At 45.6% G+C, this 24,680-nt stretch carries 25 protein-coding genes and 3 pseudogenes; 1 reads left to right on the top strand and 27 read right to left on the bottom strand.

Going from position 1 to position 24,680, the window contains the following annotated elements:
- Positions 1 to 37: 37 nt before the first annotated feature.
- From ACWATR_RS29635 to ACWATR_RS29545, 19 genes and pseudogenes are all read right to left on the bottom strand, one after another.
- On the bottom strand, positions 38 to 415 hold the full coding sequence (locus tag ACWATR_RS29635; protein ID WP_460339916.1) for a hypothetical protein: 378 nt from the start codon (positions 413 to 415) through the stop codon (positions 38 to 40).
- 21 nt (positions 416 to 436) lie between these two features.
- Positions 437 to 724: a hypothetical protein gene (locus ACWATR_RS29630; protein WP_460339912.1), complete on the bottom strand. Its 288-nt coding sequence runs from the start codon at positions 722 to 724 to the stop codon at positions 437 to 439.
- Between the two features lie 128 nt (positions 725 to 852).
- On the bottom strand, positions 853 to 1,644 hold the full coding sequence (locus ACWATR_RS29625) for a CPBP family intramembrane glutamic endopeptidase (RefSeq protein ID WP_460339909.1): 792 nt from the start codon (positions 1,642 to 1,644) through the stop codon (positions 853 to 855).
- A gap of 28 nt (positions 1,645 to 1,672) precedes the next feature.
- Complete coding sequence (locus tag ACWATR_RS29620) at positions 1,673 to 1,816, bottom strand: CPBP family glutamic-type intramembrane protease (RefSeq protein ID WP_414574147.1); 144 nt, start codon at positions 1,814 to 1,816, stop codon at positions 1,673 to 1,675.
- 569 nt (positions 1,817 to 2,385) lie between these two features.
- The gene (locus ACWATR_RS29615; RefSeq protein WP_460339906.1) at positions 2,386 to 3,435 is read right to left on the bottom strand and encodes an SGNH/GDSL hydrolase family protein; all 1,050 of its coding nucleotides are present in this window, start codon (positions 3,433 to 3,435) and stop codon (positions 2,386 to 2,388) included.
- 223 nt (positions 3,436 to 3,658) lie between these two features.
- Complete coding sequence (locus ACWATR_RS29610) at positions 3,659 to 4,036, bottom strand: nuclear transport factor 2 family protein (RefSeq protein ID WP_460339903.1); 378 nt, start codon at positions 4,034 to 4,036, stop codon at positions 3,659 to 3,661.
- A gap of 65 nt (positions 4,037 to 4,101) precedes the next feature.
- Positions 4,102 to 5,040, bottom strand: a complete 939-nt coding sequence (locus tag ACWATR_RS29605; RefSeq protein ID WP_460339900.1) for a DUF5996 family protein — start codon at positions 5,038 to 5,040, stop codon at positions 4,102 to 4,104.
- A 70-nt stretch (positions 5,041 to 5,110) separates the two neighbouring features.
- A complete protein-coding gene (locus ACWATR_RS29600) occupies positions 5,111 to 5,386 on the bottom strand; it encodes a UBP-type zinc finger domain-containing protein (RefSeq protein ID WP_096553044.1) in 276 nt (91 codons plus the stop codon).
- A 189-nt stretch (positions 5,387 to 5,575) separates the two neighbouring features.
- Complete coding sequence (locus ACWATR_RS29595; protein WP_460339896.1) at positions 5,576 to 5,944, bottom strand: cupin domain-containing protein; 369 nt, start codon at positions 5,942 to 5,944, stop codon at positions 5,576 to 5,578.
- Positions 5,945 to 5,979: 35 nt separating this feature from the next.
- On the bottom strand, positions 5,980 to 6,177 hold the full coding sequence (locus tag ACWATR_RS29590) for an AraC family transcriptional regulator (protein ID WP_460339893.1): 198 nt from the start codon (positions 6,175 to 6,177) through the stop codon (positions 5,980 to 5,982).
- An 11-nt stretch (positions 6,178 to 6,188) separates the two neighbouring features.
- Positions 6,189 to 6,314 (bottom strand): hypothetical protein, encoded by a 126-nt coding sequence (locus ACWATR_RS29585; RefSeq protein WP_460339891.1) that lies wholly within the window; start codon positions 6,312 to 6,314, stop codon positions 6,189 to 6,191.
- Positions 6,307 to 7,200, bottom strand: coding sequence for a pirin family protein (locus tag ACWATR_RS29580; protein WP_460339889.1), 894 nt, complete (start codon positions 7,198 to 7,200; stop codon positions 6,307 to 6,309). The genes ACWATR_RS29585 and ACWATR_RS29580 overlap by 8 nt, the downstream gene beginning before the upstream one ends.
- A gap of 353 nt (positions 7,201 to 7,553) precedes the next feature.
- Positions 7,554 to 8,036, bottom strand: a complete 483-nt coding sequence (locus ACWATR_RS29575; RefSeq protein ID WP_460339887.1) for a lipocalin-like domain-containing protein — start codon at positions 8,034 to 8,036, stop codon at positions 7,554 to 7,556.
- Between the two features lie 30 nt (positions 8,037 to 8,066).
- Positions 8,067 to 8,930, bottom strand: a complete 864-nt coding sequence (locus ACWATR_RS29570; RefSeq protein ID WP_460339885.1) for a dioxygenase family protein — start codon at positions 8,928 to 8,930, stop codon at positions 8,067 to 8,069.
- A 145-nt stretch (positions 8,931 to 9,075) separates the two neighbouring features.
- On the bottom strand, positions 9,076 to 9,831 hold the full coding sequence (locus ACWATR_RS29565; protein ID WP_460339883.1) for an SDR family oxidoreductase: 756 nt from the start codon (positions 9,829 to 9,831) through the stop codon (positions 9,076 to 9,078).
- Between the two features lie 89 nt (positions 9,832 to 9,920).
- A complete protein-coding gene (locus ACWATR_RS29560; protein ID WP_460339881.1) occupies positions 9,921 to 10,889 on the bottom strand; it encodes a zinc-dependent alcohol dehydrogenase family protein in 969 nt (322 codons plus the stop codon).
- 331 nt (positions 10,890 to 11,220) lie between these two features.
- Positions 11,221 to 11,364, bottom strand: a pseudogene (locus tag ACWATR_RS29555) (SDR family NAD(P)-dependent oxidoreductase); the annotation flags it as partial.
- Positions 11,365 to 11,414: 50 nt separating this feature from the next.
- Positions 11,415 to 12,140, bottom strand: coding sequence for an alpha/beta fold hydrolase (locus tag ACWATR_RS29550; protein WP_460339879.1), 726 nt, complete (start codon positions 12,138 to 12,140; stop codon positions 11,415 to 11,417).
- Positions 12,141 to 12,266: 126 nt separating this feature from the next.
- On the bottom strand, positions 12,267 to 13,037 hold the full coding sequence (locus tag ACWATR_RS29545) for an SDR family oxidoreductase (protein WP_460339877.1): 771 nt from the start codon (positions 13,035 to 13,037) through the stop codon (positions 12,267 to 12,269).
- Between the two features lie 163 nt (positions 13,038 to 13,200).
- On the opposite strand from ACWATR_RS29545, the gene ACWATR_RS29540 reads away from it, so the two are divergent.
- Complete coding sequence (locus tag ACWATR_RS29540) at positions 13,201 to 13,323, top strand: hypothetical protein (protein ID WP_460339875.1); 123 nt, start codon at positions 13,201 to 13,203, stop codon at positions 13,321 to 13,323.
- Here ACWATR_RS29540 and ACWATR_RS29535 read toward each other — a convergent pair.
- The 8 genes and pseudogenes from ACWATR_RS29535 to ACWATR_RS29500 all read right to left on the bottom strand — a co-directional run bounded on the left by ACWATR_RS29535 (position 13,306) and on the right by ACWATR_RS29500 (position 24,312).
- Positions 13,306 to 13,887: an ester cyclase gene (locus ACWATR_RS29535; protein WP_460339873.1), complete on the bottom strand. Its 582-nt coding sequence runs from the start codon at positions 13,885 to 13,887 to the stop codon at positions 13,306 to 13,308. The genes ACWATR_RS29540 and ACWATR_RS29535 overlap by 18 nt on opposite strands.
- A 117-nt stretch (positions 13,888 to 14,004) precedes the next feature.
- Positions 14,005 to 14,202, bottom strand: a pseudogene (locus ACWATR_RS29530) (SDR family NAD(P)-dependent oxidoreductase); the annotation flags it as partial.
- Entirely contained in the window at positions 14,199 to 14,381 is a 183-nt protein-coding gene (locus ACWATR_RS29525) for a hypothetical protein (protein WP_460339871.1), read from the bottom strand. The pseudogene ACWATR_RS29530 and the gene ACWATR_RS29525, both read right to left, overlap by 4 nt.
- 202 nt (positions 14,382 to 14,583) lie before the next feature.
- Positions 14,584 to 15,141, bottom strand: a complete 558-nt coding sequence (locus tag ACWATR_RS29520) for a DsbA family protein (protein ID WP_460339869.1) — start codon at positions 15,139 to 15,141, stop codon at positions 14,584 to 14,586.
- Between the two features lie 221 nt (positions 15,142 to 15,362).
- Positions 15,363 to 15,464: pseudogene (locus ACWATR_RS29515) on the bottom strand (LuxR C-terminal-related transcriptional regulator); the annotation flags it as partial.
- Between the two features lie 194 nt (positions 15,465 to 15,658).
- Positions 15,659 to 16,336 carry an isochorismatase family protein gene (locus ACWATR_RS29510; RefSeq protein ID WP_460339867.1) on the bottom strand — a complete coding sequence of 226 codons (678 nt, stop codon included), beginning with the start codon at positions 16,334 to 16,336 and terminating at the stop codon, positions 15,659 to 15,661.
- Positions 16,337 to 16,578: 242 nt separating this feature from the next.
- Positions 16,579 to 17,208, bottom strand: a complete 630-nt coding sequence (locus ACWATR_RS29505; RefSeq protein ID WP_460339866.1) for a response regulator — start codon at positions 17,206 to 17,208, stop codon at positions 16,579 to 16,581.
- A 12-nt stretch (positions 17,209 to 17,220) separates the two neighbouring features.
- On the bottom strand, positions 17,221 to 24,312 hold the full coding sequence (locus ACWATR_RS29500; RefSeq protein ID WP_460339864.1) for a PAS domain S-box protein: 7,092 nt from the start codon (positions 24,310 to 24,312) through the stop codon (positions 17,221 to 17,223).
- Positions 24,313 to 24,680 lie beyond the last annotated feature (368 nt).

Genomic DNA, 24,680 nt, shown 5'->3' with positions numbered 1-24,680 from the left:
TGAAACGAGTTTGTTTCGGCATCATCCGATTCAGACCCTAATGTTCAGAATTCACTTGCCATGTAATCACAATGATTTCTGCAAACAGTAAGACAACTATTAGGCGCGAAAACGCTTGTAAAATGGCTCCCATTGCCCAGTTCTGACTCTGAACTTCCCAGAGCATCCAAACAATATTGAATCCAATCACCAACCAGGGTAGAATTACCGCTGAATTCCGCCTGCGATAGAAGCGGATCGCTGTCTCACGCCAAAATGGAAAGGTACTGAGAATACAAGCGATGTAGGACGCTCCTGCACTAATGAACAAGCTTGTTTGAAGACCCGAAGGCAGGTTTGGGTATCCAAGCGCGATCGCCGTCAAACAAACTCCGAGCGCAAGATACAGGAAAGTAAACAAAGTAAATCGTTTCATTTTTTCTCTTTCCAATAAAGCTTATTCTCTGTACCACACACGCACACATTGAAAGCAATTGATTGCAAGACCCTGACTGATCATCACTGGGTGGAAAGCATTACTGGTCGTCACTCCGTAGACATCATCACTTGTGCCTTCAATCCGATCGGGTAGAACAACAGTTTCAACATTGATCACCTGTATCGTTGTACTTGCGATCCACTGATTTACAGCACTAACAACATCAGAGAAGGATTCGTAATCGGAAGCTCCGCCGAAGGGACCCCGCTCAGTAATCCGAGGCGCAAAATCTTTGTACTTAATCATTTGATTCACCACTTTAAAACTGTAGAGTTGAGCATCAATTCAAGTAGTGGGCATCGTCCCCCATTTTTAAAGCCTTTCACGATAAAGCTTTGTGGGCAGTGCTAGCCCTACGAGATATATTCCAAAACTTAAGCCAACCTTGCCAGCAAACCGCTAAGAACAAAGGCAAAAGCATGAAAGCTGATATGGGCTAACATTGCAGCTTCTAGCGAATATTGCCAAAAGAGCCAGCCAAACGCAGTCCCCGCAATCCCATTCAGTAACAACGCCCGAATAATCACAACTGGAGTGAGGGGAACGATCGCGGCAGTCGCTGGCAGGTGTAGTAGTCCAAATACCAACGCGGCTAGAACGATCGCACCCTGGTAAATCCCTTGACTTGGCAACATAACGCCTTGTTTTAGCCCTTTCCACGCGATCCAAACAAGCAGCGACATTAAACCCCAGCGCATCAAAATTTCCTCAGTGATGCCGCCATAGAACATTGCTGTAAGCAAATTCAACCAACTTGGCTCTGTATTATTGGCTGCCCGTAGCGCTTCAGGTAGGACAGGTTGCATCAACTGATCGAGCAACAAGAGAATGATCGCCGCCGCTGCACCCACACCCAAGCTCCACTTCATCTCAACGGCAAAAGATGGAGACTTAGCAGTGTGAAACACCCAATGATCAATCAAATGGGAGCTTAATCCAACACGATAGGCACAAGCAATTCCGATCAGAATGCTGATTGCCAGTAGAACTGTAAGCTGTAGTCCTTGCAGAAGCATTAAAATCCGCAGTGGAGGCACTTTTTCCAGTGTTTCTGGAGACAGTTTCGCCAACTGTTGCTCAATTAATGGAGCCGACGTAATCGTAACCATCGCAATTCCTGCAATGCCCAATACAAATAAAATCCCGAATTGTTTCAGAATTGCCATTGGTTTAACCTCCAGATGATCCGTCCTATCAGCCCATGCCAGCAGCTACCATCACCGAAATTGTGGGCAAGTTGAAAACGACGTGAACAATGACAGCAGTCCAGACCGAGCCGCTGCGGCGGAAGACCTCGGCAGTGGCGAGACCCGCGACTACGGCTGCGGGAAAGACGATGTTGGTATTGAGCCGAGATATAAGTAAAAACCTGCAAGATGGTCTCGAAACTCATACTATATATAGGGTTCAGCCATTTTTTAAGTAAAATTGGCAGGATAACGTAAATCTTGGGTATGTATCGCAACAAAAACTAGAGTATTTATTAATTTTATTTACAGCAAGGACTTTGAGTATCCTTCGCAATGGATTGTCTGTAACTATTACAGGCAAAGGATTATAGCCCAAAATATTAGCCTTCTACCACAGAGTATTTATTAAACTCTTGGGTTGGCGAAAAGCAATTATTGACCCTCAGACTGCAAGTATCTTCAGGCAAAATCCTACTTTCGCTTAAAAAATGTTCAAACTTATATACAGCAGGGCTTTTCAGACCATCTTGCTGTTTTTTACTTGTATCTCGGCTCAATACCTAGATAAGGCCATTACAAATGCCTTAGATGCTGTAACTAAAAAAGACATTATTGGATGGTTCACGCACTGCTGTTACTATATTGCACCCAACTGAGAACCGCTATAAGTTTGGGACAAGCGCGTACAATGAAACCTACTTTGGCACGGTGATACCCTTAGCTACTATGAACTTTACGCCGTAGTAAACTTATTATACCTATACAAGATATCAAAGCTACAACATTTGATGGTTCAGGAACAGTTGGTGTTTTCTGTGTATCTAAGAAATTGGCCATATCTTCACCAATGATTTGATGTACACGACGAGTAGGATGAATCTCGTCGAAGTAATAATAATTATCAGGTGTTGAACAACCAGGCTCTAACCCCCCAGTTGTGTATAAAAGTTTGCAGGCATCATTTATATTGGTAAAACCAAATGTCGCTGGGGTAGAGCGAATTTTGTTGCTAATTGCAACATGGTCATACAGTGCAACTTCGACACCTAATTGCTTATTCAGGGTATCGAGTTGACCGGGAAGACTTTTATTGATAACATCTCTAAACTTAGCTGCCTCTTCTGAGTATTGCTCAAAAAGTGGTAATGCAGCTAAATCTGTAGAATTTACAACAAAAAACTGTTCTGCACCTAGCACTGCAAGTTGTGATATTCCAGAAACAATATTGTTAACAGCAGCATCAGCTAATACATCGACCGAACCAGTCTGATTATTAAAAAACCTTTCTAATAAGTCATTTGTAGATATAAAAATGAAGTATAATCCCTTAGAATCTGGCACGCGATTAACTTCTGCTTTATATTCTTCGATTTGACCGAATAAACCAGTATTTTGATATTTATCAAGCCAAGTACTTAAATTGCCATTACCGCTTTTTGCACCACCCACAGCATAATCTGTTAATTGTAATTTTTTTTGTTTTGCTAGTACCTCAACTGATGTTAAGCCGGGATTATTTGTCCATCGACCATCAGAGTCATACACGTCTACTTGGGGGAATATAAATGCTCCAGGCACCCCAGAGTTAACTGCTGCTGTTGTAATCCGAAGTGCTGCCCCATTATCTGAATAGCTATCACCAAAACCATAAATACGAGAAATAGAGTTGAAAGAAGCAGCATAAGCATTATTAACACTTACACACAAAAAAGCCGCACTACTTACTGTGGCAGTAACAAATGTCTTGAAAGTTGTATTTTTCAGCATAGATCAATGCATTTCCCAATATCTAAAATTATGTTCAAAGGTGTAACCTTTACTTTTAATTCACTATGCTTATTCATGGTGTTCCTCTGTTCAGTAACGATTGTCGATAAGCGAGGTGAAATCGTAGTAAAAGCGAAAAAATTCACGGCTTTACAGCAATTCTTGATTATCACTCGGCGGACTTTCTGCTTTGCAAGAATACATCCTGACTTTTGCAGATGATTTACGCCGCGCTGCTGGTTTCATCCTTGACCTCGGTTTTGATAACGAAAGCCCTTAACTCGACAATATTATCGCCGCGAAAGCGCCAGACATCGCAGTACGAGTAATCAGCCGCTTTCCCGTCTTCGTCCTTCATGGTGATGTCGCCGAGTGCCGTGACGAAATCACCCTCAGCGATTAAGTTAGCGACCCTAAACTTTGGCGGCTCTATGTATGTCATTGCCATCCATTGGCGAACGGCTTCTTTTCCTTTAAGGGTCTTGTCACCTACAAATGTCCATTCCATGTCGTCGGCGCAGAACGACAAGAATCCTTCATTGTTGCCTTGGGCGATCGCCGCGTTTGCCTCTTCTAAGATGGCTTTATTTTTGTCTGACATTTGAATTTCTCCTCTATTCAAGTTGTCTTTGTTTTAACCAACTTGAGTTTAATAAGTTCCAACACTCAACTTTGACTATGCTCCAGCGCAACTCGATCCCAATGTCCTAAATTGGCTGCTGCTTCATAGGTGCTTTGGAAAAAGGCAAGGAGCATTGCATCTGGATCGTCAGCTTGTCTCACGGCTTCATAGGGTAGGATAAACTCTTGCATCTCTGAGCTGTAAAAAGCTTCTGTGGGTTGGATCGGGTAATCACAGAAACCTTCCGGTGTAGGGTAAGCGTAAGCGTAAAAAACAGGCTCCACAATTGACCCACCCCCTGGCCAAAAACCACAGCTACTGACTTCGTGTGAATAGGCTTCTCGTGTGACCCAATCTGCCATATTCGGAACTCCTCCTGGGTGTTCTGGCGCACGACGACCAGAGAAACGAGTCACAGCAAGATCAAAGCTGCCCCAAAAAAAATGTACAGGGCTGGATTTACCAATAAACTGGGAACGGAATAAGGTCATGACCCGATCGACTTGCACAAGAATTTGCCAGAATCGTTGTGCATATTCTGGATCATAAGCTGCGTGTTGATAGTCCTGATCGAACGGGATGGGTTCTGACACTTCTTGCGGCATTGTCCAGATTCGGACTTCGATGCCGATGTCGCTCAATGTAGTTAGCACCATTTGGTAAAAATCTGCCACAGAGCGAGGAGCCAGTGCAATTCTTTTAGTAATGCCGTCGCTAGTGTCGATTTGTAGTTGATGGTCGAGAAAATCAAAGCTAATTTGAAAGTTACGAGTTCCGCAAGGGATTGAAGCGGTTGTTAGTCCACGCGGTGTGACATAAAGAGTAGATTGCCACCAGTGATTGAGTTTAGGTACCAGTGCCAACCGGATTTTACCGATGACTTGCGTCCATAGATGGAGAGTTGCATAGGTATCCTGCCAAGCTGCTAAGGGCAAACTGGGCCAAACGATGTCAATGGGAGTACTTTGATTAGAAACAGCCATAAAAATCACCCACAGGAGGAGAATATGTTGAAGAAATGAGAAGGAAATCTAGATGAAATCAGAATCGCTATCAATAGTCTTTTCCCTGTTCATCTGCAAAACACCATAACCACTGCTCCCCCAATTCAGCCGAACTAACCACTGCATGATTGGTTGCTTCATAATGACGACGAGCATGTTGATGCTTAGAAGAATCGCAGCACAGCATTTTGCCACAGGTTTGGCAAATCCGCAGGTGTACCCAGCGGCTATTTATTTTAATGCACTCTTCACAACGAAATACGGGATAGGCTGCTTTAGAAATCAGGTTTTCCACAGTTAGATTGTTGAGATGTTCGCAGGTCATAGTTTTTTGGTATCCCTGGTAGAAGACAACGGTGAACAGAATGATTGAGGCTGATGTGAAATCTGAAATTAGGGGCGCGTCCTTCTCCTGGGCGTAGTCGCCGAATCACCCCGTTGCCGCTTGTGCAAAATTCACAAAACAATTGCAGTAACGCGAATTTGAATCCCCTAACAGTGAGATTTGCATGAATCAGACTGGTGCATAAATCGTTTCGTCTTCTTTGCGCCAAGCTGGATCAACTAGACAAACGAAAACAATAGGTTTGTTGCCGTAGTTGTGAAGGAACTGGATTGCATTTGGAGGAATGTAAACCGCATCGCCTGGTTCAATGCGACGAACTTCACTGTTGATCGACATTTCTCCAACACCGCTAATGATGTAATAAACCTCAGAAGTCTTTAGAGAATGGGGAATCGAAGTTTTGCCAACAGGTAAGATCGCATACGCCAAACTGTAACGCAAGTTGATGTCTTGTTTGTCAGGATGAAGCAGTTCGCGCAGAACAGTTCCATCTCCAGCGATAATTTCTTCACAGTCGTTTAGTTTTTGGATCAGCATAAGTTTAGGCTTGCAATTACACAATCGGAGCAAGTTCAAAATCTGTAAATTTTGGAGGAGAAATTTGCCTGTTCCACGCGCCGTTGAATTACGTACTGATGGGGTGAAATCCCCATCGTTCGCTTAAACAAACTTGCACAGTAAGTCGGGCTGATGTTAACTACACTTGCTAGTTCGGCTAAGGATAAATCACGATTCAGATGAGCATGAATGTAATCGATCGCCTGCTGCAATTGGCTGTAAGTTAAGCTTCTATTCTCAGGGTAAGACGCTCAGTCTCTAGTAAAAGCTTGTGCAGATGTAGTAGTTTGATTCGTAACTGACTCAAGCGTTGATGTTGACTCATTTGATATTGAGATGGGTTAAGCATGAATCCGTCCCATCCTTCCTGCCTGGTAGTCGTCGATCGCTTGGGTAATTTCAGCTTCAGTGTTCATGACAAATGGCCCGTAGCGCACGACTGGTTCGTTAAGGGGTACACCTGCAATCAGCAGAAGATCTAAAGGACGCTGAACATCAGCAGGGTTGGAGATCGCCACATCTTCTCCATCTTGAGAAAAGAGCACCATCTGCCCATCATCACCAGGCGCTGGCTCTGTCCCAAACAACCCAGACCCCTCCAGTACATAGACAAAGGCGTTGTACTCTTTTGGTACAGGCTGGATCATCGTTGCCCCTGGTTGCAGTGTGAAGTGGAGGTAGGTTATCGGCGTGCGCGTCTGAATTACGGCTTTTGCCCCTAACGATTCTCCCGCAATCACCCGCACCGTCACAGACCTATCTTCGGTTTGAGCTACCGGAATGTTAGCCGCTGGAATTTCCTGATAGCGGGGCGGCATCATTTTGTCTCGTTGTGGCAGATTGACCCATAGTTGAATGCCGTGGAGCCGTCCACCAGTTTGGGTAAACATTGACTCCGGCATCTCGGAATGCACGATCCCGGCACCTGCTGTCATCCACTGGACATCACCCGGATTTAGTAGCCCGGCGTGTCCCGCAGAATCTTTGTGTTCTAACCGTCCATCCAAGACATAGCTGACGGTTTCAAAGCCCCGGTGCGGATGATCGGGTGCACCTTTTACTTGACCCGGCTTTAGATTAATCGGCCCCAACTCGTCGAGGAGGAGAAACGGGTCAAATTCAGAGAAGCTACTTTTGGGAAAGGGGCGACGTACAAGAAAGCCAGCCCCTTCAAGTGTTTCAACACTGTTGATTACTCCGGCAACGGTTCGAGACGTTTGAGTGGGGACAGTCATAGAATTGCCTCTTCGGAACTAGACAAATATGTGTATCATTTGAGCCTGACTCAACGGGGTGAATCACAGAGTTTTTTCACAAGCCAGAAATGCAGCAGATCACTGATTATTCCTGCTGAAGAAAGTTGAGTAACAGGGGATTGATCTGATCGGCGTGAGTCCAGTTAATGGCGTGCGGGCCGCCGGGAATGACAACCAGCCTGAGTGTTGATCGCCCAGCGCAGAATGACGAACAGGTAGGGAGCGGCAATCGATCGTTTGCCAGTGAGCCAGTTTCGTCCGTCGAGATAACCGAGGATAGCGACGTTTTCAGTGAGTGAAAAGTGATCGTACTTGCCTCTACTTCGTTATCGTCAACGAACTTCCCTTGCTATAATGCGTTCCCACAGCAGCTCAAAAACCGCTTCAACACCATCACTCAAGACTGGCGGCGTCACGAGCGTTAGTCGGCTCTCATTAAGAGTAAAGGTGCGAACTAACGTTGTATCAACGCGATTAGGAATTGATGCAATTTTGATCTGGTGAGTTACTGTGTTGCCACTCAACGTATAAGTTCCAGCGTAAGCATTGAATGTTGTAAATGCTCGAGCAAGCTCTTCCATGGGTAAAGATTGCATCTGGGGAGTCAGCGGTGATCTGACCTCCTGACTCAGCGGTGAGCGATCGCTCCTAGAAAACATCACCATCATGTGACCATCCGATGTGTAAGTGATGTAGCCAACCGGATGAGTTCCATACACGTCTGGAGTAACCGTTCCATCAGCGTAAATGGCAGTTGCAGAAATTAACTTCCAAATGCCAATTAGCAGATTGTTCTGGATTGATGGTGTAGACATAATGTGCAACCATTGCTTGATGATTCTCCGCTAGAGAGTAGCGGGTTTCAATACAAAATCAAACTCAGTCGTGTAAAACGGTTTACTTTGATTGTGTGCCTTGAGTTCGTCTGGTGCTTCGTGCTTTTGCAATTGAACGACCGCCGATCGCACTGCAAAGGTTGTATCTGAATCCAGGTGAGGATCGCCAGCAATAAAAATTTGTGTTGTCAGTGGAGTATACTCCAGAGCACTAAGTTTGAAATGGATGTGAGCCGCCCGCCAGGGATGCCGTCCCAAGAGTCCCAGCAACTCGCCACATGGACCACTGCTTGGCACTTTGTAACCTAGTGGCACGACGGTTTCAAACATATACTTTCCACTCTCGTTTGTTTTGAAACGCCCGCGAAAACTCCCCAACGGCTGAGATGGCTCTTGGATGTCATACAATCCTTTGGAATTGGGTTGCCAAACGTCAATCAGAGCATTGGCGATCGGTTGACCGTTCAAATCTAAAACTCTGCCTGACAGGAAAAGCGAATCTCCTTCTGTATCACTACCCAAGCGATCGCCCATCTGTCGTTCTGGTGCATTCGGCACATACAAGGGTCCTTCTAAATTGCTTTCTGTGCCGCGATGAGCATCGCCCAGCAGTTCTACCAACTCTGAGATTCCGAGTAGATCGGTTAACGCCTGCATTTCTCCAGCGGGAATTTCCTGAGTGTGATGACTGACCCGGTTGAGAAAATTACGCCCCTGCTGCAATTCTGATTCAGTCAGATTCACCTCACGCACAAAGTCATGCAAATGTTGAACGAAGCTGGTGTAAATTTCATGGAGTCGCGGGTGAGATTTGCCGCGATCGCCATGATTAATGACGGCTTCAGTGATAGTGTCAAGTGCGATTTTCTGCACATCAAACTCCTTTTTAGTTACGTAATTAATGATGGTTGTTTTACGGTGAATATTTTGGCTTATAGTCTGTGTCCTAATCTAATTGGCTACAGCTATACCAGTGCAACTTTGCCTGCAAGTGTTGTCATCTCGCACTGTCGTTCGACTACTGCGCTACAAACCCACCATCTACCATCAACGTTTCACCTGTTATGAACGATGCCATCTCAGATGATAAAAACAGGACTGCATTTGCAACTTCAAGCGGTGTTCCAACCCGTCCGATCGGGTGAAGTCCTGCCATGTAAGCTTTGGCTTCATCCTGCCCACCTGTAGCTGCTTCAAACATATCTGTTTCGATAGCTGCTGGTGCAACGACATTGATGCGAATCCCCGCTTTGGCATATTGGAGCGCAGCAGCTTTTGTTAAGCCTACTACCGCATGTTTACTCGCGGTGTAGAGGGGTACGCTAGGAAGTGCAACTACTCCATTTGCAGATGCCGTATTGACGATTGAACCACTTCCCTGCTTCAACATCTGAGCGATTTCATATTTCATCGACAACCAAACGCCTTTGACATTGACGTTCATAATGCGATCGTATTCAGCTTCTGTTTGCTCAATCAATGAGGGATTTTCGCCGACAGTTCCTGCATTGTTAAAGGCAATATCTAACCGACCAAAAACGCTAACCGCTTTATCAAGCATTGCTTGAACATCGGCTTCTTTCGTAACATCTGCTTGTACAAAAATCGCCTCTCCGCCAGCTTCCTTGATCAATCGAACCGTTTCTTCCCCTTCATCCATTCGACGACCAACTACCACCACCTTTGCTTGGTGTTTGGCATAAGCGATCGCAGTTTCTCTGCCAATTCCCGACGTTCCCCCAGTGACTAACGCCACTTTATCTTGCAGTATCATCCTGTTTCTCCTAATTTCAATCAAAATTGACCTTCAGCACACAATCAAACTCCGATCCGTTTAGCAATTACCAACGCCGTAAAGCTGGTCTAATTTTCTGTAAACTTCAGCACAATTTTGCCCCGTGTTCCTCCCTTCTCTAGACGCTGATGTGCCAGAACGACCTGATCCCAAGAAAATACTGAATCAATCACTGGGCGAAGCTGATGACGCTCGATGAGTTTTGTCAAAGCCTCTAATTTTGCTCGGTACTGGGGTGAAAAAACAAAATGAATCGTCAGATTCTTACCCCATGCTTCAAGAAGCGATTGCGGTATTGCAATGTCTACAATGCTTGTAAGCCTACCAAAGGGACGAATGATTTCTAAACTACGCTGAATTGTTTCTTTGCCAATCGTATCTAGAACTAAATCCACACCCAGTCCATTTGTTTCTTGACGAATGACTTCTACGTAATCTTCATTTTTGTAATCAATCACCCGATCTGCGCCCAGTTCTGTCACGAAATCTCGGTTTCTAGAACTACACGTCGCAAAAACGTATGCCCCTATCGCTTTGGCGAGTTGAACTGCGATCGAACCCACTCCACCCGCACCCGCATGGATGAGAACTGTTTCACCAACTTGTAGATTGCCCCTAGTCACTAGACAATCCCAAGCAGTTCCGCCTGCAAGCGGAAAAGAAGCTGCTTCAATGTGCGATAGATTTGCAGGTTTCAATGCAACAATCGCTGCATCAGCCACATGATACTGAGCGTAGCTACCGAATTCTCCGAAAATTTGCGGCGAGTAGTACACGTTGTCTCCCACCTTGAAATCAGTCACAGCTTCGCCAATTGCCTCAATCACCCCTGAAACATCGACTCCAAGGATGGCGGGTAATTGAACCAGTTCCTTGTAATCACCACGACGAGTTTGGTAATCGACCGGGTTAATCGAGGTTGCACAAACTCTGACTAACACCTGATTCGCCTTCAGTGTTGGTGTGGGAACAGTTTGAATCTCAAACTTCTCAGCATCACCAAACGCAGTTAATACGGCTGCTTTCATAGATTCCATCTGTGCCAACTCTCCTTGATTTAGAATAAACAGTGACGGATTTCAATACCATTCAGCGTAGGTAAGTTCTCCCTAACTACCGCGTGTAGAGTATAAATTGACAGACTTTGGCTCTCGCTTCGTTGAAATTCTGGATGTTATCGACAACTTGGAGAAATATCGTCAAAATCGGTGCTAAATCCTTGAGGTAGGGATTTTGATGCGTGAGTTGAAACGTAACCTAACCGTCTGTTTGTTCTGCTCAAGTTTAGCCGTCATCCGTTCCACACCTCACATCACCCAAAACGCCCAACGGCTCAAATCAGCGGCGGCAAAGAAACTCGAACGCAGCACTAGCATCAAGTTCACTCTGAGGACGACCTGTGATAAAGACATAAGCACCTTCGGCGACAAATCGCTTAGCAGTGGCAAGTCCGATGCCGCTGGTGCCACCAGTGACGAGTGCAACTTTTTCTGAGAGTTTTTGAGAAATCATGGTGTCCTCTGAATTTCTTTGAATAAGGCAGAAATGAAACCATTATGTTGCTAGTCCCGTCCTGCCACAACAATCTTTTCGGCTAAACCAATCGGGTTAGAAAACATCACCTCATGGCTACCGGGCATTTGCACGAACCGAAATTGCCCTAAGCGGCTAGACATCCTGGGGTGCCATCCCCACTCGCCTTGAGGTAAAGCAGTGTCTTCTGTACAGTAGAGGTAACTTTTAGGAATGGGCAGCGAGTAAAACTGCTTCAAGTCCAGCTTGTCAACCCACGGTTGATACGGTTCAGGGGATAGTTGTGCGTAACTTGATCGAGCCAAATCGAGGTCAGCATCGTTGAGAAACGCTTCTCGCCACATCTCAAAAGGTATGACCATGATCTGATCGCTTGATTCCCTAACTAGCTCGTCGGGTAATGTTTGAAGATGCGGTGGAACGTTATCTCTAAGGCTTTCTCCATCGTTGAGGACAAAGGCATTGAAGAAGATGAGCCGTCGAATGCGATCGGGAATCGCTTCAGCAACTTTCGCAATGATTGTTCCGGCAAAACTATGACCTAAGAGAACAATATCGGTTAAGTCTTTGCTCACAATGTAATCAACGATCGATTGGGTGCATTGAGCATGGTTAACATTTTTATCTACGCCTTTCCCATGACCCGCGATCGTAGGAGCAAACGCCAGATGTCCTTTTGCTTCTAAATGTTCAACGACTGCTTCCCAAGCAGAACCATCATGCCAGGAGCCGTGAACTAAGACAAAAATTGACATAGAATTCCTCTAGTTGCGATCTGAAAATTAAGCCTATTTGTTCTCTCTTGAAATGGATCGGTTCGCTGTGAGTCCATCATCAAAAATCAAAAAACTGTATATCCGCTTTTGAGCATTGCCGATCGACTACTGCGCTACATACCCACCATCTACCATCAACGTTTCACCTGTTACGAATGATGCCATCTCAGATGATAGAAACAGGACTGCATTGGCAACTTCAAGCGGTGTGCCAGCTCGTCCGATCGGGTGAAGTCCTGCCAAGTAAGCTTTGGCTTCATCTGTAGCGGCTTCAAACATATCTGTTTTGATTGACCCTGGTGCAACGCCATTAATGCGAATACCCGCTTTGGCATATTGGAGTGCAGCAGCTTTTGTTAAACCTACTACCGCATGTTTACTCGCGGTGTAGAGGAGTATGTTAGGAAGTGCAACGACTCCAACCGCAGATGCCATATTGACGATGCACGTAGTGCCGCCAGAGGCGATCGCACCACTTCCCTGTTTCAACATCTGAGCAATTTCATGCTTCATCGACAACCAAACACCTTTGACATTGACGTTCATCGTGCGATCGTATTCCGCTTCTGTTTGCTCAATCAATGAGGGATTTTCGCCGACAGTTCCGGCATTATTAAAGGCAATATCTAACCGACCAAAAACGTCAACCGTTTTATCAACCATTGCTTTAACATCGGCTTCTTTCGTGACATCTGCTTGCACAAAAATCGCCTCTCCGCTAGCTTCCTGAATCAATCGAACCGTTTCTTCACCTTCATCAATTCGACGACCAACCACCACCACCTTTGCTTGTTGTTGGGCATAAGCGATCGCGGTAGCTTTACCAATGCCCGATGTCCCTCCCGTCACTAAAGCAACCTTGTCTTTAAGCATCATGATAGTTACCTCTTGTTGTGAATGGTTATGTTACTTGCGTCAAAAACTCAATGGGCAGCAATACGTGTAGGAGCCAGCAACAAGAAGCGCCTCGATCTATAACCAGGATGAGTAACGATTCTGGTTGTAGGAGCCGGGTTTGAGCATTGCTCTAATTCACACGATGAATTCGATGCCGTACTTGGGTGCTACTGCCAAAATTCACTCGATCGCTTCGGGAGTAGCTGGGCGGGCGCGTCCGGGTATTGATGTTTGCTGGCTCCTACACTTAGTCGCGCTCGATTAGTGTGTTTGAAGGTAAGTTGGGATCGATCGCCTTACGCGCACTGTCAACGCCCACAACGGGAAGTGTACCCGGATCGAGCAAGCCGACTTGAACCAATACACTTGCCTGATCCCAGTAAATGTGTTCGTGGGCTAATTTGCCGTCACGGAACTGGACGATCGCTACTACTGGCACTTCCACCCGTTTTCCGGTGGGAGCAACGCCGGGTAATATCCATTCCATCCAAACAGTATGAGTGAACTTAGCCACCATTTCATCCACGAGTTGATCTGTCCCGATCGTGCGCGAGATTGGGGTCAACTCCATGTCCGGCGGCATCTGTGGAATCAAGTATTTGGAATAAAACTCGCGCAGTGCTGGTTTCCCGACTCCCCCAGTCATTACCGGGATGTGGTTAACGTAAGCATCTTCAACCATCGTAGCGAGGGCATCTTCAGTACTGTGAGTGCCAAACTCGTACTGTAAATGCTCTTCCCAAAGTGCTTGCAAAGACTCCTGGGCTGGTGTCAAATTGGTAGTTGCTTGTAAATTTGCTTGTCCGTCTACAGTTTGCTCTTTGACCATGATTAAATATTCCTGGTTCTATCTATCTAAAGTGTCTTGAGTTCCAATGCTTGACTGCTTTCAGATTCTTAAAATGATTTGTCAGATTCTTGTGATGTTAGTGAACTTGTTTCAATGGACGTATAAGCATTCAGCGCCTGTTTCACGAATCAGTTTGGCAGTTTTTTCACCTTCTGCATCGCGTCTGCCTGAGAATACTACCTTTGCTCCAGCAGCACCGAAGGCGATAACTTCGTTAAGCTTCGCTAACGCCGTTGTTCTACCAATTCCCGATGTGCCGCCTGTAACTAACGCCACTTTATCTTGCAGTATCATTCTGTTTCTCCTGTTTCAATTTCGTCAGTTTGTATCGGGTAAGTTTGTCTCAGCAACTCAGTGACTTCTTGCGCGATCGCAATCAGGGCATGATTAACTGAGGAGTCGCGAAGAGAATCAGTCTGAGGTGTACCTTCATGCCCAGAATTATTCTTGCCTTGTACTAGTGAATGCGTCATAGAGCTATCCTCAATGAAATACTGATTTGTAATTCACTAAATCAATACGAAGGAATTCAGTTGTTGGCATGGTAATTTTTGGCATGGTTCAAAAAGCGGCAGTTTTGTTCGGCGAAACAGGCAAGATATAGCTATCAAAATTTGATAGCTTATAGCACTTACAGACAAGTCAGATATGAATTGAGAGCAAAGATCGGGGAACTTAATGACTTGCAGCAATCATGGCAGCCATCAACTCCGTCGTGTTCCAGCGCCCGGTATACCGAATTCCATTGATAAACAGAGCTGGGGTAGTCGTCACTCCACTCTGTATTCCGCCTTCGATATCTTCATTGATGCGATCGACATGCACTTGTTTAGACAACTCTTTGAGAAATTGAGGAATGTCAAGCCCTAAATCATTGGCATACTCGACAAGATAACCGTTCTCCAACCTTTGTTGATGGGCAAATAAAGTATCGTGCATTAACCAAAACTGTCCTTGGGCTGCGGCGGCTTCGGCAGCTTGGGCTGCCCGTTGAGCATTAGGATGAATCTGTGTTTGCGGAAAATGGCGGAAGATAAAGCATAAATAATCCTCTCCAAAGGAAGCACGAAGCTCCCGTTTGATCCCTTTAATCAGCTTGTAAACGTCTGCACTTCTAGGGCATTGATAGTCTCCATACATCACCAGTACTACCTTGGCACTCAGCACACCCTGCATCCGATCTTGGGTTGAAGGCGGGACAAGTAAGTAACTGTGGCTGCGATCGTCGTTCATTTTTCTACATTTGCAGCAAGCATGGAACCTTGCAATTAACTTGCTCAATCCATTGACTGCATCTTTGTTTGCATACATTCAATGTAGGAAATCGCTTTCAAGTCGTTGTCTATAGCGAGTTAAAACTTTTACAGTACAGATTGATAGAGTAACTATGCGACCGCAAAGTAGAAAGCTGGTTATAACTCAAGTTAGAATCCGAATTCAATCGAAGGTACAGCCTACAAGCAGACAATGCCGCGTTTAACGGCAACAATCACAACTTGGGTGCGATCGCTTACATCCAACTTATTCAAAATTCGATTGACATGAAATTTAACAGTATGAGCCGCCCATTGCTGCTTTGCATGATGGGTGGGGTGTAAGAGGGGCAGGAGAAACACCTGCCTCGACCGGATTAGCCTGCTTGTTGGGGCGTTACGGACACTCTTATCGGAAATGCGGGGCGAGGAACTGATAACCAACTCCTCACCTTCCCTTTTTTTATTTTGTGCGTGCGCGTTGCAATTAGGTGCTTTTACACAGGTACCATTTGCCGATCGAGCTTGGTCTCTAGTCCATCTCGTTGCACGGATTGAGCTTTGTCATAGCTCTCCATCAGGACGCGGTAAATCGGCATGAGGTCAACCATGACAGTGGCAAACTCCATTGCGTCCGGACGGTTCCACGTGTTCATGAGTTCGCCGATTACTGCGTAAGTGTCGATGGGCATGGCTCCCGCCTGGACGACGCGGGACAGAGTGAGGTCGGTCGCCATCTGGCTCCAGTTGCCGGAAGCGTCAATGATCGTGAAGACCTTGTAACCAGCAGCCAGTGCGCTCAGCGTCGGAAACGCCATGCAGACGCTGGTGAGAGTTCCGGCGATGAGAAGAGTCTTTCGCCCGGTCTTCTCGATAGCATCTACCCAAGCTGGGTTGTCCCAGGCGTTAATCTGTCCTGTGCGCGGAATGTAAACCGCGTCAGGATTGTGCTGGTGGATTTCGGGAATCAGGGGACCATTGGGACCATCGGGCACCGAAGCAGTCGTGAAGGTCGGAATCTTGGCGAGTTGGGAAATCTTGGCGAGTGCCGTGACATTGGAGCGGAGGACTGGAAGTTCGATGTCACGCACAAGTTGGAAGAGTCCGCTCTGATGATCAATCAGCAGCAGCACGGCGTCGTTGGGATCGATCATTGTGTCGATGGTGTTGCTCATGGGTTTGTCTCCTTTTTCATTCAAATTCAGTCAATGTCATTTTTTCCTAGCTATCTGGGGCGTGTCCAGTTCTAGTACTCAGCTTCTTTCGGAATAAGTTCAATATAGGAGATCGCCTTCAAGCTGTCGTCTATAGTGAGTTAAAAGTTTGACAGTAGAAATTGATAGAGTAATCGTTCCATCGCAAAGTAGAAGGCCGGCTCTAACTTAAGTTAGACTCTCAACTCGATCGAAAGTACACCCTACAAACTGACAATGCCGCGCTTAACGGCAACAATCACCGCTTGAGTGCGATCGCTGACATCTAACTTATTCAAAATCCGATTGACATGGGATTTAACAGTACCTTCACCGATGCTCAAAGCAGCCGCAATCTCAGCGTTACTCATCCCCTGCGCCAGTGAGCCGAGTACTTCTAGTTCTCGTTCACTCAGTTCTGGATTGCTGAGGCGCTGTACCAACTTTGCTCCTACATCGGGCGGAATATACTTCTGGCCCCGATGAACGGTACGAATAGCATTCAGAAGCTCGTCAGGTTCAGTTTCTTTCAACAGGTATCCTTTTGCGCCTGCCTGCAATCCCCGATAAATATCTTCGTCACTATCATACGTGGTCAGTACAATAATCCGAGCAGATTTAACGATCGCACAAATTGCACCAATGGCGGCAACTCCTTCCACTTCAGGCATTCGCAGATCCATTAGCGTTACATCTGGTTGGTGTTCCCAAAATAGAGCGATCGCTTGTTCCCCATTTTCGGCTTGTGCAATCACTTGCATATCTGGGTCACGGTTAATAATCGTGGCTAATCCTTGCCGAAAAATGGCGTGATCGTCCGCAATCAGAACCCGAATGGTCGTAGCTTGGCTCATTGTAATGCTCACTCAAAGGTTGACGGTGACAATAATTTCTGTTCCTTGTCCAGGTTGACTCCTAATCGTTAGTTGTGCGCCGATGCGCTCTGCCCGTTCGCTCATGCCGAGTAAGCCAAAACCCTCAGAGGCTGAAATACTTCCAACTCCAAAGCCCTGTCCATTGTCTCTCACGCGCAAGCAAAACTGGTCGCGATCGTAGACTAGCTCCACTCGAATTTCGTCAGCATTGGCGTATCTAATCGCATTAGTTAATGCTTCCTGCCCAATCCGTAGTAAGTTATTCTCGACTTCAGTGGGTAGAGAATACACTGCACCCTCAATCTCATAATATAGACTGACATCCATTGCGGCAGTTCTGATTTGAGCGATGAGACGATGTAGAGCGCTCTGTAGACTGCCTTCCTCCAAAAGCTGAGGACGGAGCGCAACGACCGATCGCCGCGCTTCAGTCAGCCCAGTCCGCGCCAATTCTTTGATCAGGTCTAGGTGTGCCTGAGCTGCTTCTACATCATCTGTTAGCACCTGTTTTGCCGCTCCCACCTGAGCCAGAATACCTGTAAACGCCTGAGCGAGTGTGTCGTGAATCTCGCGTGCCATGCGGTTGCGTTCATCCAAAATTGACGCGGCTTCTGCTTGCTTAAGAGCCGTAATATCTCGCGACAGCCAAATCACCTGATCGTGACTGATTGGAGCAATGCGAGCTGAAAACCAGGCTTCTCGTCCATTTAGAAACGCACTGTACTCGACTGTAAGGATTTGTTGGGTTCTTAGCACCTGCTGAATATAACTTAGAAATTCATCGGCTTGTTCCTCTCCGAGTTGATGCATGGTTTTACCAATCATCTCCTCAAAGGGTTGCCATAGCAGATTTGGCTCCTGTACGATTATTTCAAGGAATCGCCCTTCAGCAGACAGTACAAACAATGGATCGGGAATTGCCTCAATTAGAGTCCGTAGTTTTGACTCTGAGGCTTGTAAGGCTGCTTCTGCCTGTTTGCAATCGTCGATATCCGTAATAACTCCCAACGCTCGGATGGGTTCACCGGATTCATTCCAGGTAACAATTTTGCCGACAGAACGAATCCATTTCCACTGACCATCCTGGGTTCGACGGCGATACTCTACTTGAAAGTTGGGTATTTCTCCAGTAATACAAGCATGGTAGGTTGCGACAACTGATTCTCTGTCATCCGGATGCAAATGAGCAATCCATTCAGGAATGGTTTCGTGGAATGTTGCTGGATCGTAGCCCAGCATTAAAGCGTATTCCGGGTTAACAATTCTTTCTTCAGTCTTTAAATCGAAATCGTAGAGTCCTTGATTTGAAGCGGTTAATGCTAAGCGTAGTCGTTCTTCACTCGTTTGTAGAGCGGCTTCTGCTTGCTTGCGTAAGCGAAGCTCGTCGTAGACATCGCTAATATCCGCAATCACCCCTTCAATGTAGTCATCGTCTGCATTCAGATAAGCAGAGAAAAGTCCCCAAAACACTGTCCCATCTCGTTTTCGCCCCTGTGCTTCATAGCTTCGCACTTCCCGATCCCGCTTCAGCACCTCAAGGAATTGTTGGCGATCGCTGGGATTTACATAGTAGTCCGTGGCGTGTTCAATCCCAATCATCTCCTCTGATGAATCAAAGCCAAGCAGATTGGCATAGCGTTGATTGGCATCGAGAAGTAATCCATCCGAGAGGCGGGTGCGGAAGATGCCAACCTGTGAGTTTTCAAAAATATTGCGGAACTTAGCTTCACTGCGTTGTAATGCCTCTTCTGCTTGTCTACGCTGGGTGGTGTCATTGCCCACCGATAAGATTTCAACGACATCTCCCTGTTCATTGAAGATGGCTTGATTTGACCAAGCAACCCAAACTCGCCGACCGTCTCGACACAGGTTTTCACCCTCGCCTTGCGGGTACGCTTGAGGATTGCGAAGTAAATCATGAACCATGGGTCTCACATCGCGTCCAGAGAGTTCGACTTCTGGAATGATGGTTTCAAATAAGGTTCGCCCTAAAATCTCATGTTCTTCATAGCCCAGGAGTTTTACCCCATAATCGTTGATGTATCGAATTCGTCCTTGCGGATCATAGCGAATGATGACTGAATTCGCGGTTTGTAGCAGGTTGCGGTAATTGGCCTCACTTTGTCGTAACGCAGCAGTTCGTTCTGCGACCTGTTGCTCTAAAGTGCAGTTGTAGTCAGCTAGGAGTTTCTCGGCTTGTTTGCGCTCTGTAATATCCTGAAAGGTAGCGATCGCATAAGTGATATTGCCCTGTCGATCGAAAACTGGTGTTCCCCGTGCCTCAAGTAGAATTGTGACCTGATCTCGACGAATTTCTATATCTTCAGTCCTAACGCGTTCGCCCCTTAATGCCCGCACAATAGGCAAGCTCTCCGCTGGATAGATTTGATCCGTTCCCGCTACATAAAGTTGATAAGCCTCTGATATCTGCTCCGGTGCGATGGAAGTATCAGTTTCTTTGCCTATGAGTTGATTGCCGCATTGGTTGGTATAGTAAGGGCGACCCATCGCATCCACGATCGCAATTCCCACCGGAATCGCTTCGAGGAACTGGGTGATCTTGCTTTCCTTAGCCTGTAGTTCTGAGTAAAGGTTGGCATTTTCGATGGCGATCGCTGCTTGAGTCGATAATAGCTGCAAGACCTGCGATCGCTCTGGTGTAAATACTCCAACTGCTAACCGATTTTCTAAATACAATACACCGACCAGCTTGGCTTGATTCAGCAGCGGCAAACAGAAAATAGATTGAGGCTGGTTCTGTTGAATGTATGGCTCATTAATAAAAGCACCTTCACGAGTCGCATCATTTAAGGTGACAGGCTTTAGAGTCCGAATCACATATTGAATGATTGATTCTGGCAATTGATCGGCAATTGGAATAGACTGTAACACCTGAGTCGCACAAGCATTCTCATCGGCATTGAGTTCACAAGCCGCTTCAATCGACCATTCTCCTGAGTTTTCTAAAATCAGATATCCGGTTTGTGCGCCAGCATTCTCAATTAAAGTTTGCATCAGCGATCGCAGCAATTGCTTCAGTTCAATTTCACGAGAAATCGTCTGTGAAGCTTTCATCACTGCTGCTAAATCGAAAGCGGTATGGAAGGGATTAGAGATAGTTTCAGCAGTAATAGGAATTGATGTGGAAGCGGCTCTAGACGACTGAGAAAAGAACTGTGGATAGCGAGTTTCTAAGTCTTTAACTTTAGCGATTGCGCCCCAGCGATCGTAGCAATAGTGCGCCTCTTTCATATAAGTTTGAGCAATTTTTGACCGACCTCGCGCCAGATAATGTTTAGCCGCTAATTCATAAGCTAATGCTTCTTCCTGGATATACTCATTTTCAGCAGCACCTGCGATCGCTTGTTCATAAAACTCTTCTGCCTCAAGCACCTGACCCAAAACTCGTGCTTTCTCTGCCTCAACTAGGTGATATTTGTGCAAATAATTCATTGGCGCATGATATGCCCAGTGCTTCATTTTTTCCTGGCTGACAGCAACTTTTTTGAGAATTTCTGACCGCACTTGAGTACTGCTTTCAGAATAGGTTGCCAGTCTTGCCAAAGAATCATAGAGATAGTACAAAGGCTCAGGGGTTGCGCCAGTTAATCGGATCAAATAAGTTTCTGCTAGGGCTGCGTTTTCAACGGCTTGAGCATATTCAGAAAAAAGGTAGCATAGGAAAAGTTTTTTGGAACGTACACTAAAGATAGCGCTTTCATCATTTGCAGTTTCATACTGTGGCAGTTCAATTTCCTCATTGTAGAATTCGCCGACGAGGCGGGTTGAGTCGATCGAACCTCCCATTAAGTTGATGACGACTTGTCGAAGGATTTGATTCCAAGTAAGTGCTGTTTTTTGTTTGATGTGATGGATTGCTTCGCCATAGGTCACCATATCGCGTTCAACCTCTACGAGTTCTTTTCCATTGATGTAGGATTGAGAACAGTGAGTATGAGCACAGTAGGCAGCAGACTCTAAATCTCCAGTTTCTAGCCCAATTTGATAGCCTTCAAGTAACGGCTGCAATAATTCTCTAGTATGTTTTTTCCAGTGAATGATGAAGTTATTGACAATCAGCAATGTTCTAGCTTTGAGTGCGTGATTATGAGACTGTGACAATAGCTTTAGAGCAAGCTGTCCAAATTGATAGCCAGTCTCGATGTTTCCGAACCTTCCACAAAGGATTAACCCAAAGGTGGCGTAGGCAAAGGGAGACACAAATGCATTACCATACTGGATCGATAAGTTAACTTGTTTAGCCGCAAGCAGAGGTATCAAATTAGAAGCAGCAATTTGGGCAGCGATTGTAATACTGGATAAGATTCGCATCGCCGCTAGCTTGCTCGGTTCAGTCATCTCTGGTAAATCGATCAAGCTCTCAACCTCTTTCTCATTGAAGAGAGCGGCGATCGTATCTAGTTCAAGACGAATATCCGATTGACTGGGTGTTTTAGGGAAATTAATTTCTAGTTGCGGCAACACTTGTAATGCTGTATTGATTGCTTTTAATGGCTGGTTCTGTGCAATATCGGTTTGAATTTTGACTTCGTAAACTTTTACAGTGTCGAGAACCGTTTTAGCTTCTTGCAGGACGATCGCTGCCCAGTATTCTACCTGTTCAAACTCGCCACACAAGTAAGCAACTTCTGTTGTTTCTACATATAACTCTGAGGTCAAGTCATAGTTCGTTTGCCAGCTAGAGTCTTCTAGCCATTGTCTCCCTGTAGCTAAATAGTTTCCTGCCGTACTATACGCGATCGCCCCTTTTGCTTTCTGACCTGCCAATAGATTCAGTTTGGCAATTTCATCTCGCTCTGCCTGATCACAGACAAGCTCAATTCCATGATTAAGATGATCGACAATCTCAAACAACCGCTCTGATAGCTGTTCTGGTAACGGTTTTTCGAGGAGATTACGACCAATTTGCAGATGAACCAATTGTTTCTGCGACTCATCAATTAAGGCATAAGCAGCTTGCTGTACCCGATCGTGCAAAAACTTGTAGTCTTGAACTAACAAGTTTTCGTCTAATTCAGATAGAGGTTGAATTAATCCAGCATGTATTGCAGCTAGTAAATCTAGAGAAATTACTTTCGGCGATTTTTCACAAGCGATCGCTAACGTTTCTAAATCAAATTCAGCTCCAACACAAGCGGCTAAACGAAGAATTCGCCGTGTTTCATTTGGCAATTTCTTCAACTGGTGAAGCAGCAACTCCACCACATTATCGGTAATATTTTGGGCTTGAATTTGAGCAATATCCCACTGCCAGCTTAACTGTTTCGTATTAAAGATTAACAGATTTTCGCTATACAGCATTCGCAAAAATTCACCGACAAAGAAAGGGTTGCCTTCGGTTTTACATAACACTAATTGGGCTAAAGAACGAACGGTGTCAATATTGCGACCTAGGGTCTCGGCAATCAGTTGACTCAAGGGTTCGAGCGTTAAGGGTGCTAAGGTAATCTCCTGAAGTACTGCCCCTTGGTTTCGTAGTTCTAAGAGCGTTAATACTAGTGGATGCGTTGGATGCACTTCCGAGTCTCGGTAGGCTCCAATCAAAAATAGATATTGGGTTTTCTCGTCGAGTAATATTAACTCGATTAACTTCAGCGTCGCGGAGTCGAACCATTGTAAATCGTCTAAGAAGATGACCAGGGGATGTTCTTTTGAACAAAACACCCGCACAAAATTTTGAAAGATTCGATTAAAGCGATTTTTAGCTTCAGTTGCTCCAACTTCGGGTACGGGTGGCTGTTTGCCAATAATTAATTCAACTTCAGGAATGACATCAATGATGATTTGCCCATTGCTTCCTAAAGCTGAGAGCAGAAGTGATCGCCACTGTTGCACTTGCTCATCCGGTTCCCCCAGAAGTTGCTGCACCAACTTTTGCAGGGCATCCACAATGGCGCTGTAGGGAATATTGCGCTTAAATTGGTCAAATTTACCCGATATGAAATAGCCGTGCTTTGCTGTGATGGGTTTATAGAGTTCTTGCACCAATGCTGTTTTGCCAACGCCAGCGTAACCAGCAACGAGTATGAGTTCGACATTGAATTGAGCATTTTCTATGCCTGACTCTAGTTGACAAATTTTGCTAAACGTCTCTTTTCTAACCACTCTGTCAAACGCCGCCAATAATGCTTTAGTCTCCGCTTCTCGTCCATACAGTTTCTGAGGAATGCAAAACTGTTCTGAAACATCTTGCAGTCCCAACGACACGGCGTTGATCTGACCCATTTCTACCAGTTGCCCGGCGCAGCGTTCTAGATCCGCTTTGATGCCCCAGGCACTTTGATAGCGATCCTCCGCATTTTTCGCCATCAACTTCAAAATTATGCCTGAAATGGGTTTGGGAATCGTGGCGTTCAATTCATGCACAGGAATCGGCGGTTTGGCAATATGGCAATGAACTAGCTCCAGGATGTCTTGAGTGGGGAACGGTAGCTGTCCAGTTAACAGTTCGTAGAAGGTTACGCCTAGCGAGTAGAAATCGGTGCGATAGTCGAGCATCCGGTTCATCCGCCCGGTTTGCTCTGGCGACAGATAGGCAAGCGTGCCTTCTAACACATGGGGACTTTTGAACGTCGGATTCGTGCGGTTAAATTGGGTCGCAATGCCAAAGTCAATAATTTTTACAACGCCAGTATCTAGATTAAAGACTATGTTTCCAGGGTTGATATCTTTATGAATGACATTGGCTGCATGAATTCTGCCTAAAATGTCGCTTATAGCGATCGCAAGACCTAGAAAAGTGGATAAAGGCATGGGGCAGAAGATATCTGGGCGCTTGTGCATCCATTGCTCTAGGGACTCTCCCCCAAAATCTTCTAAGATAATCACCAGAGTGCGTTGATAGTCTTGCTGACTGTATGCCTTCACCACTCCCTCCAAGTTTAGGGAACGGATAATTTTATATTCCTGTCTGTAGCGGGTTAGTTCTTGGGGAGAGGGATAATCAAGCTTGAGCATTTTTACAATTATACCTACTCCATCGTCTCTGATGCCCTGGTACACTAGAGAATTGGAACTTTCGTATATTTTGTTTTGAATGTCAATACCAGGTAGAGCAATCATGGAGCAACTCTTGAGAGGATAATCTGGCAATACCTCAAACTATACAGCAATTCTTATTCTGAGAATAATTACTTGCTGTTTGCTCCCATCAAGAATAAGTTTGATGAAATAAGAAATTCATAACTAAACTTTAATTTCTGACTTCAAAACATTCAACACTTTTTCTGCCAAAGCGTTTAAATAAGGTCGATTTAGCTTACCCATCGACTCTAAAAAGTTCTACATTAATTCCTTTAGCGTGCCCAAATATACTTAACTAATGTGATCGTCGGCAAGCAATCACTCCTAGAGAAATGCCAGCTATCTACATCTTTCATCTTCTGAGGTTTTATTTGGTTTTGTTCATTTCTAGCCAGTTGTAGAGTGGG

The sequence above is a fragment of the Nostoc sp. UIC 10890 genome (assembly GCF_054786515.1).
Note: the sequence above shows the minus strand (reverse complement) of the source record. Positions and strands in the feature narration are given on the sequence as shown.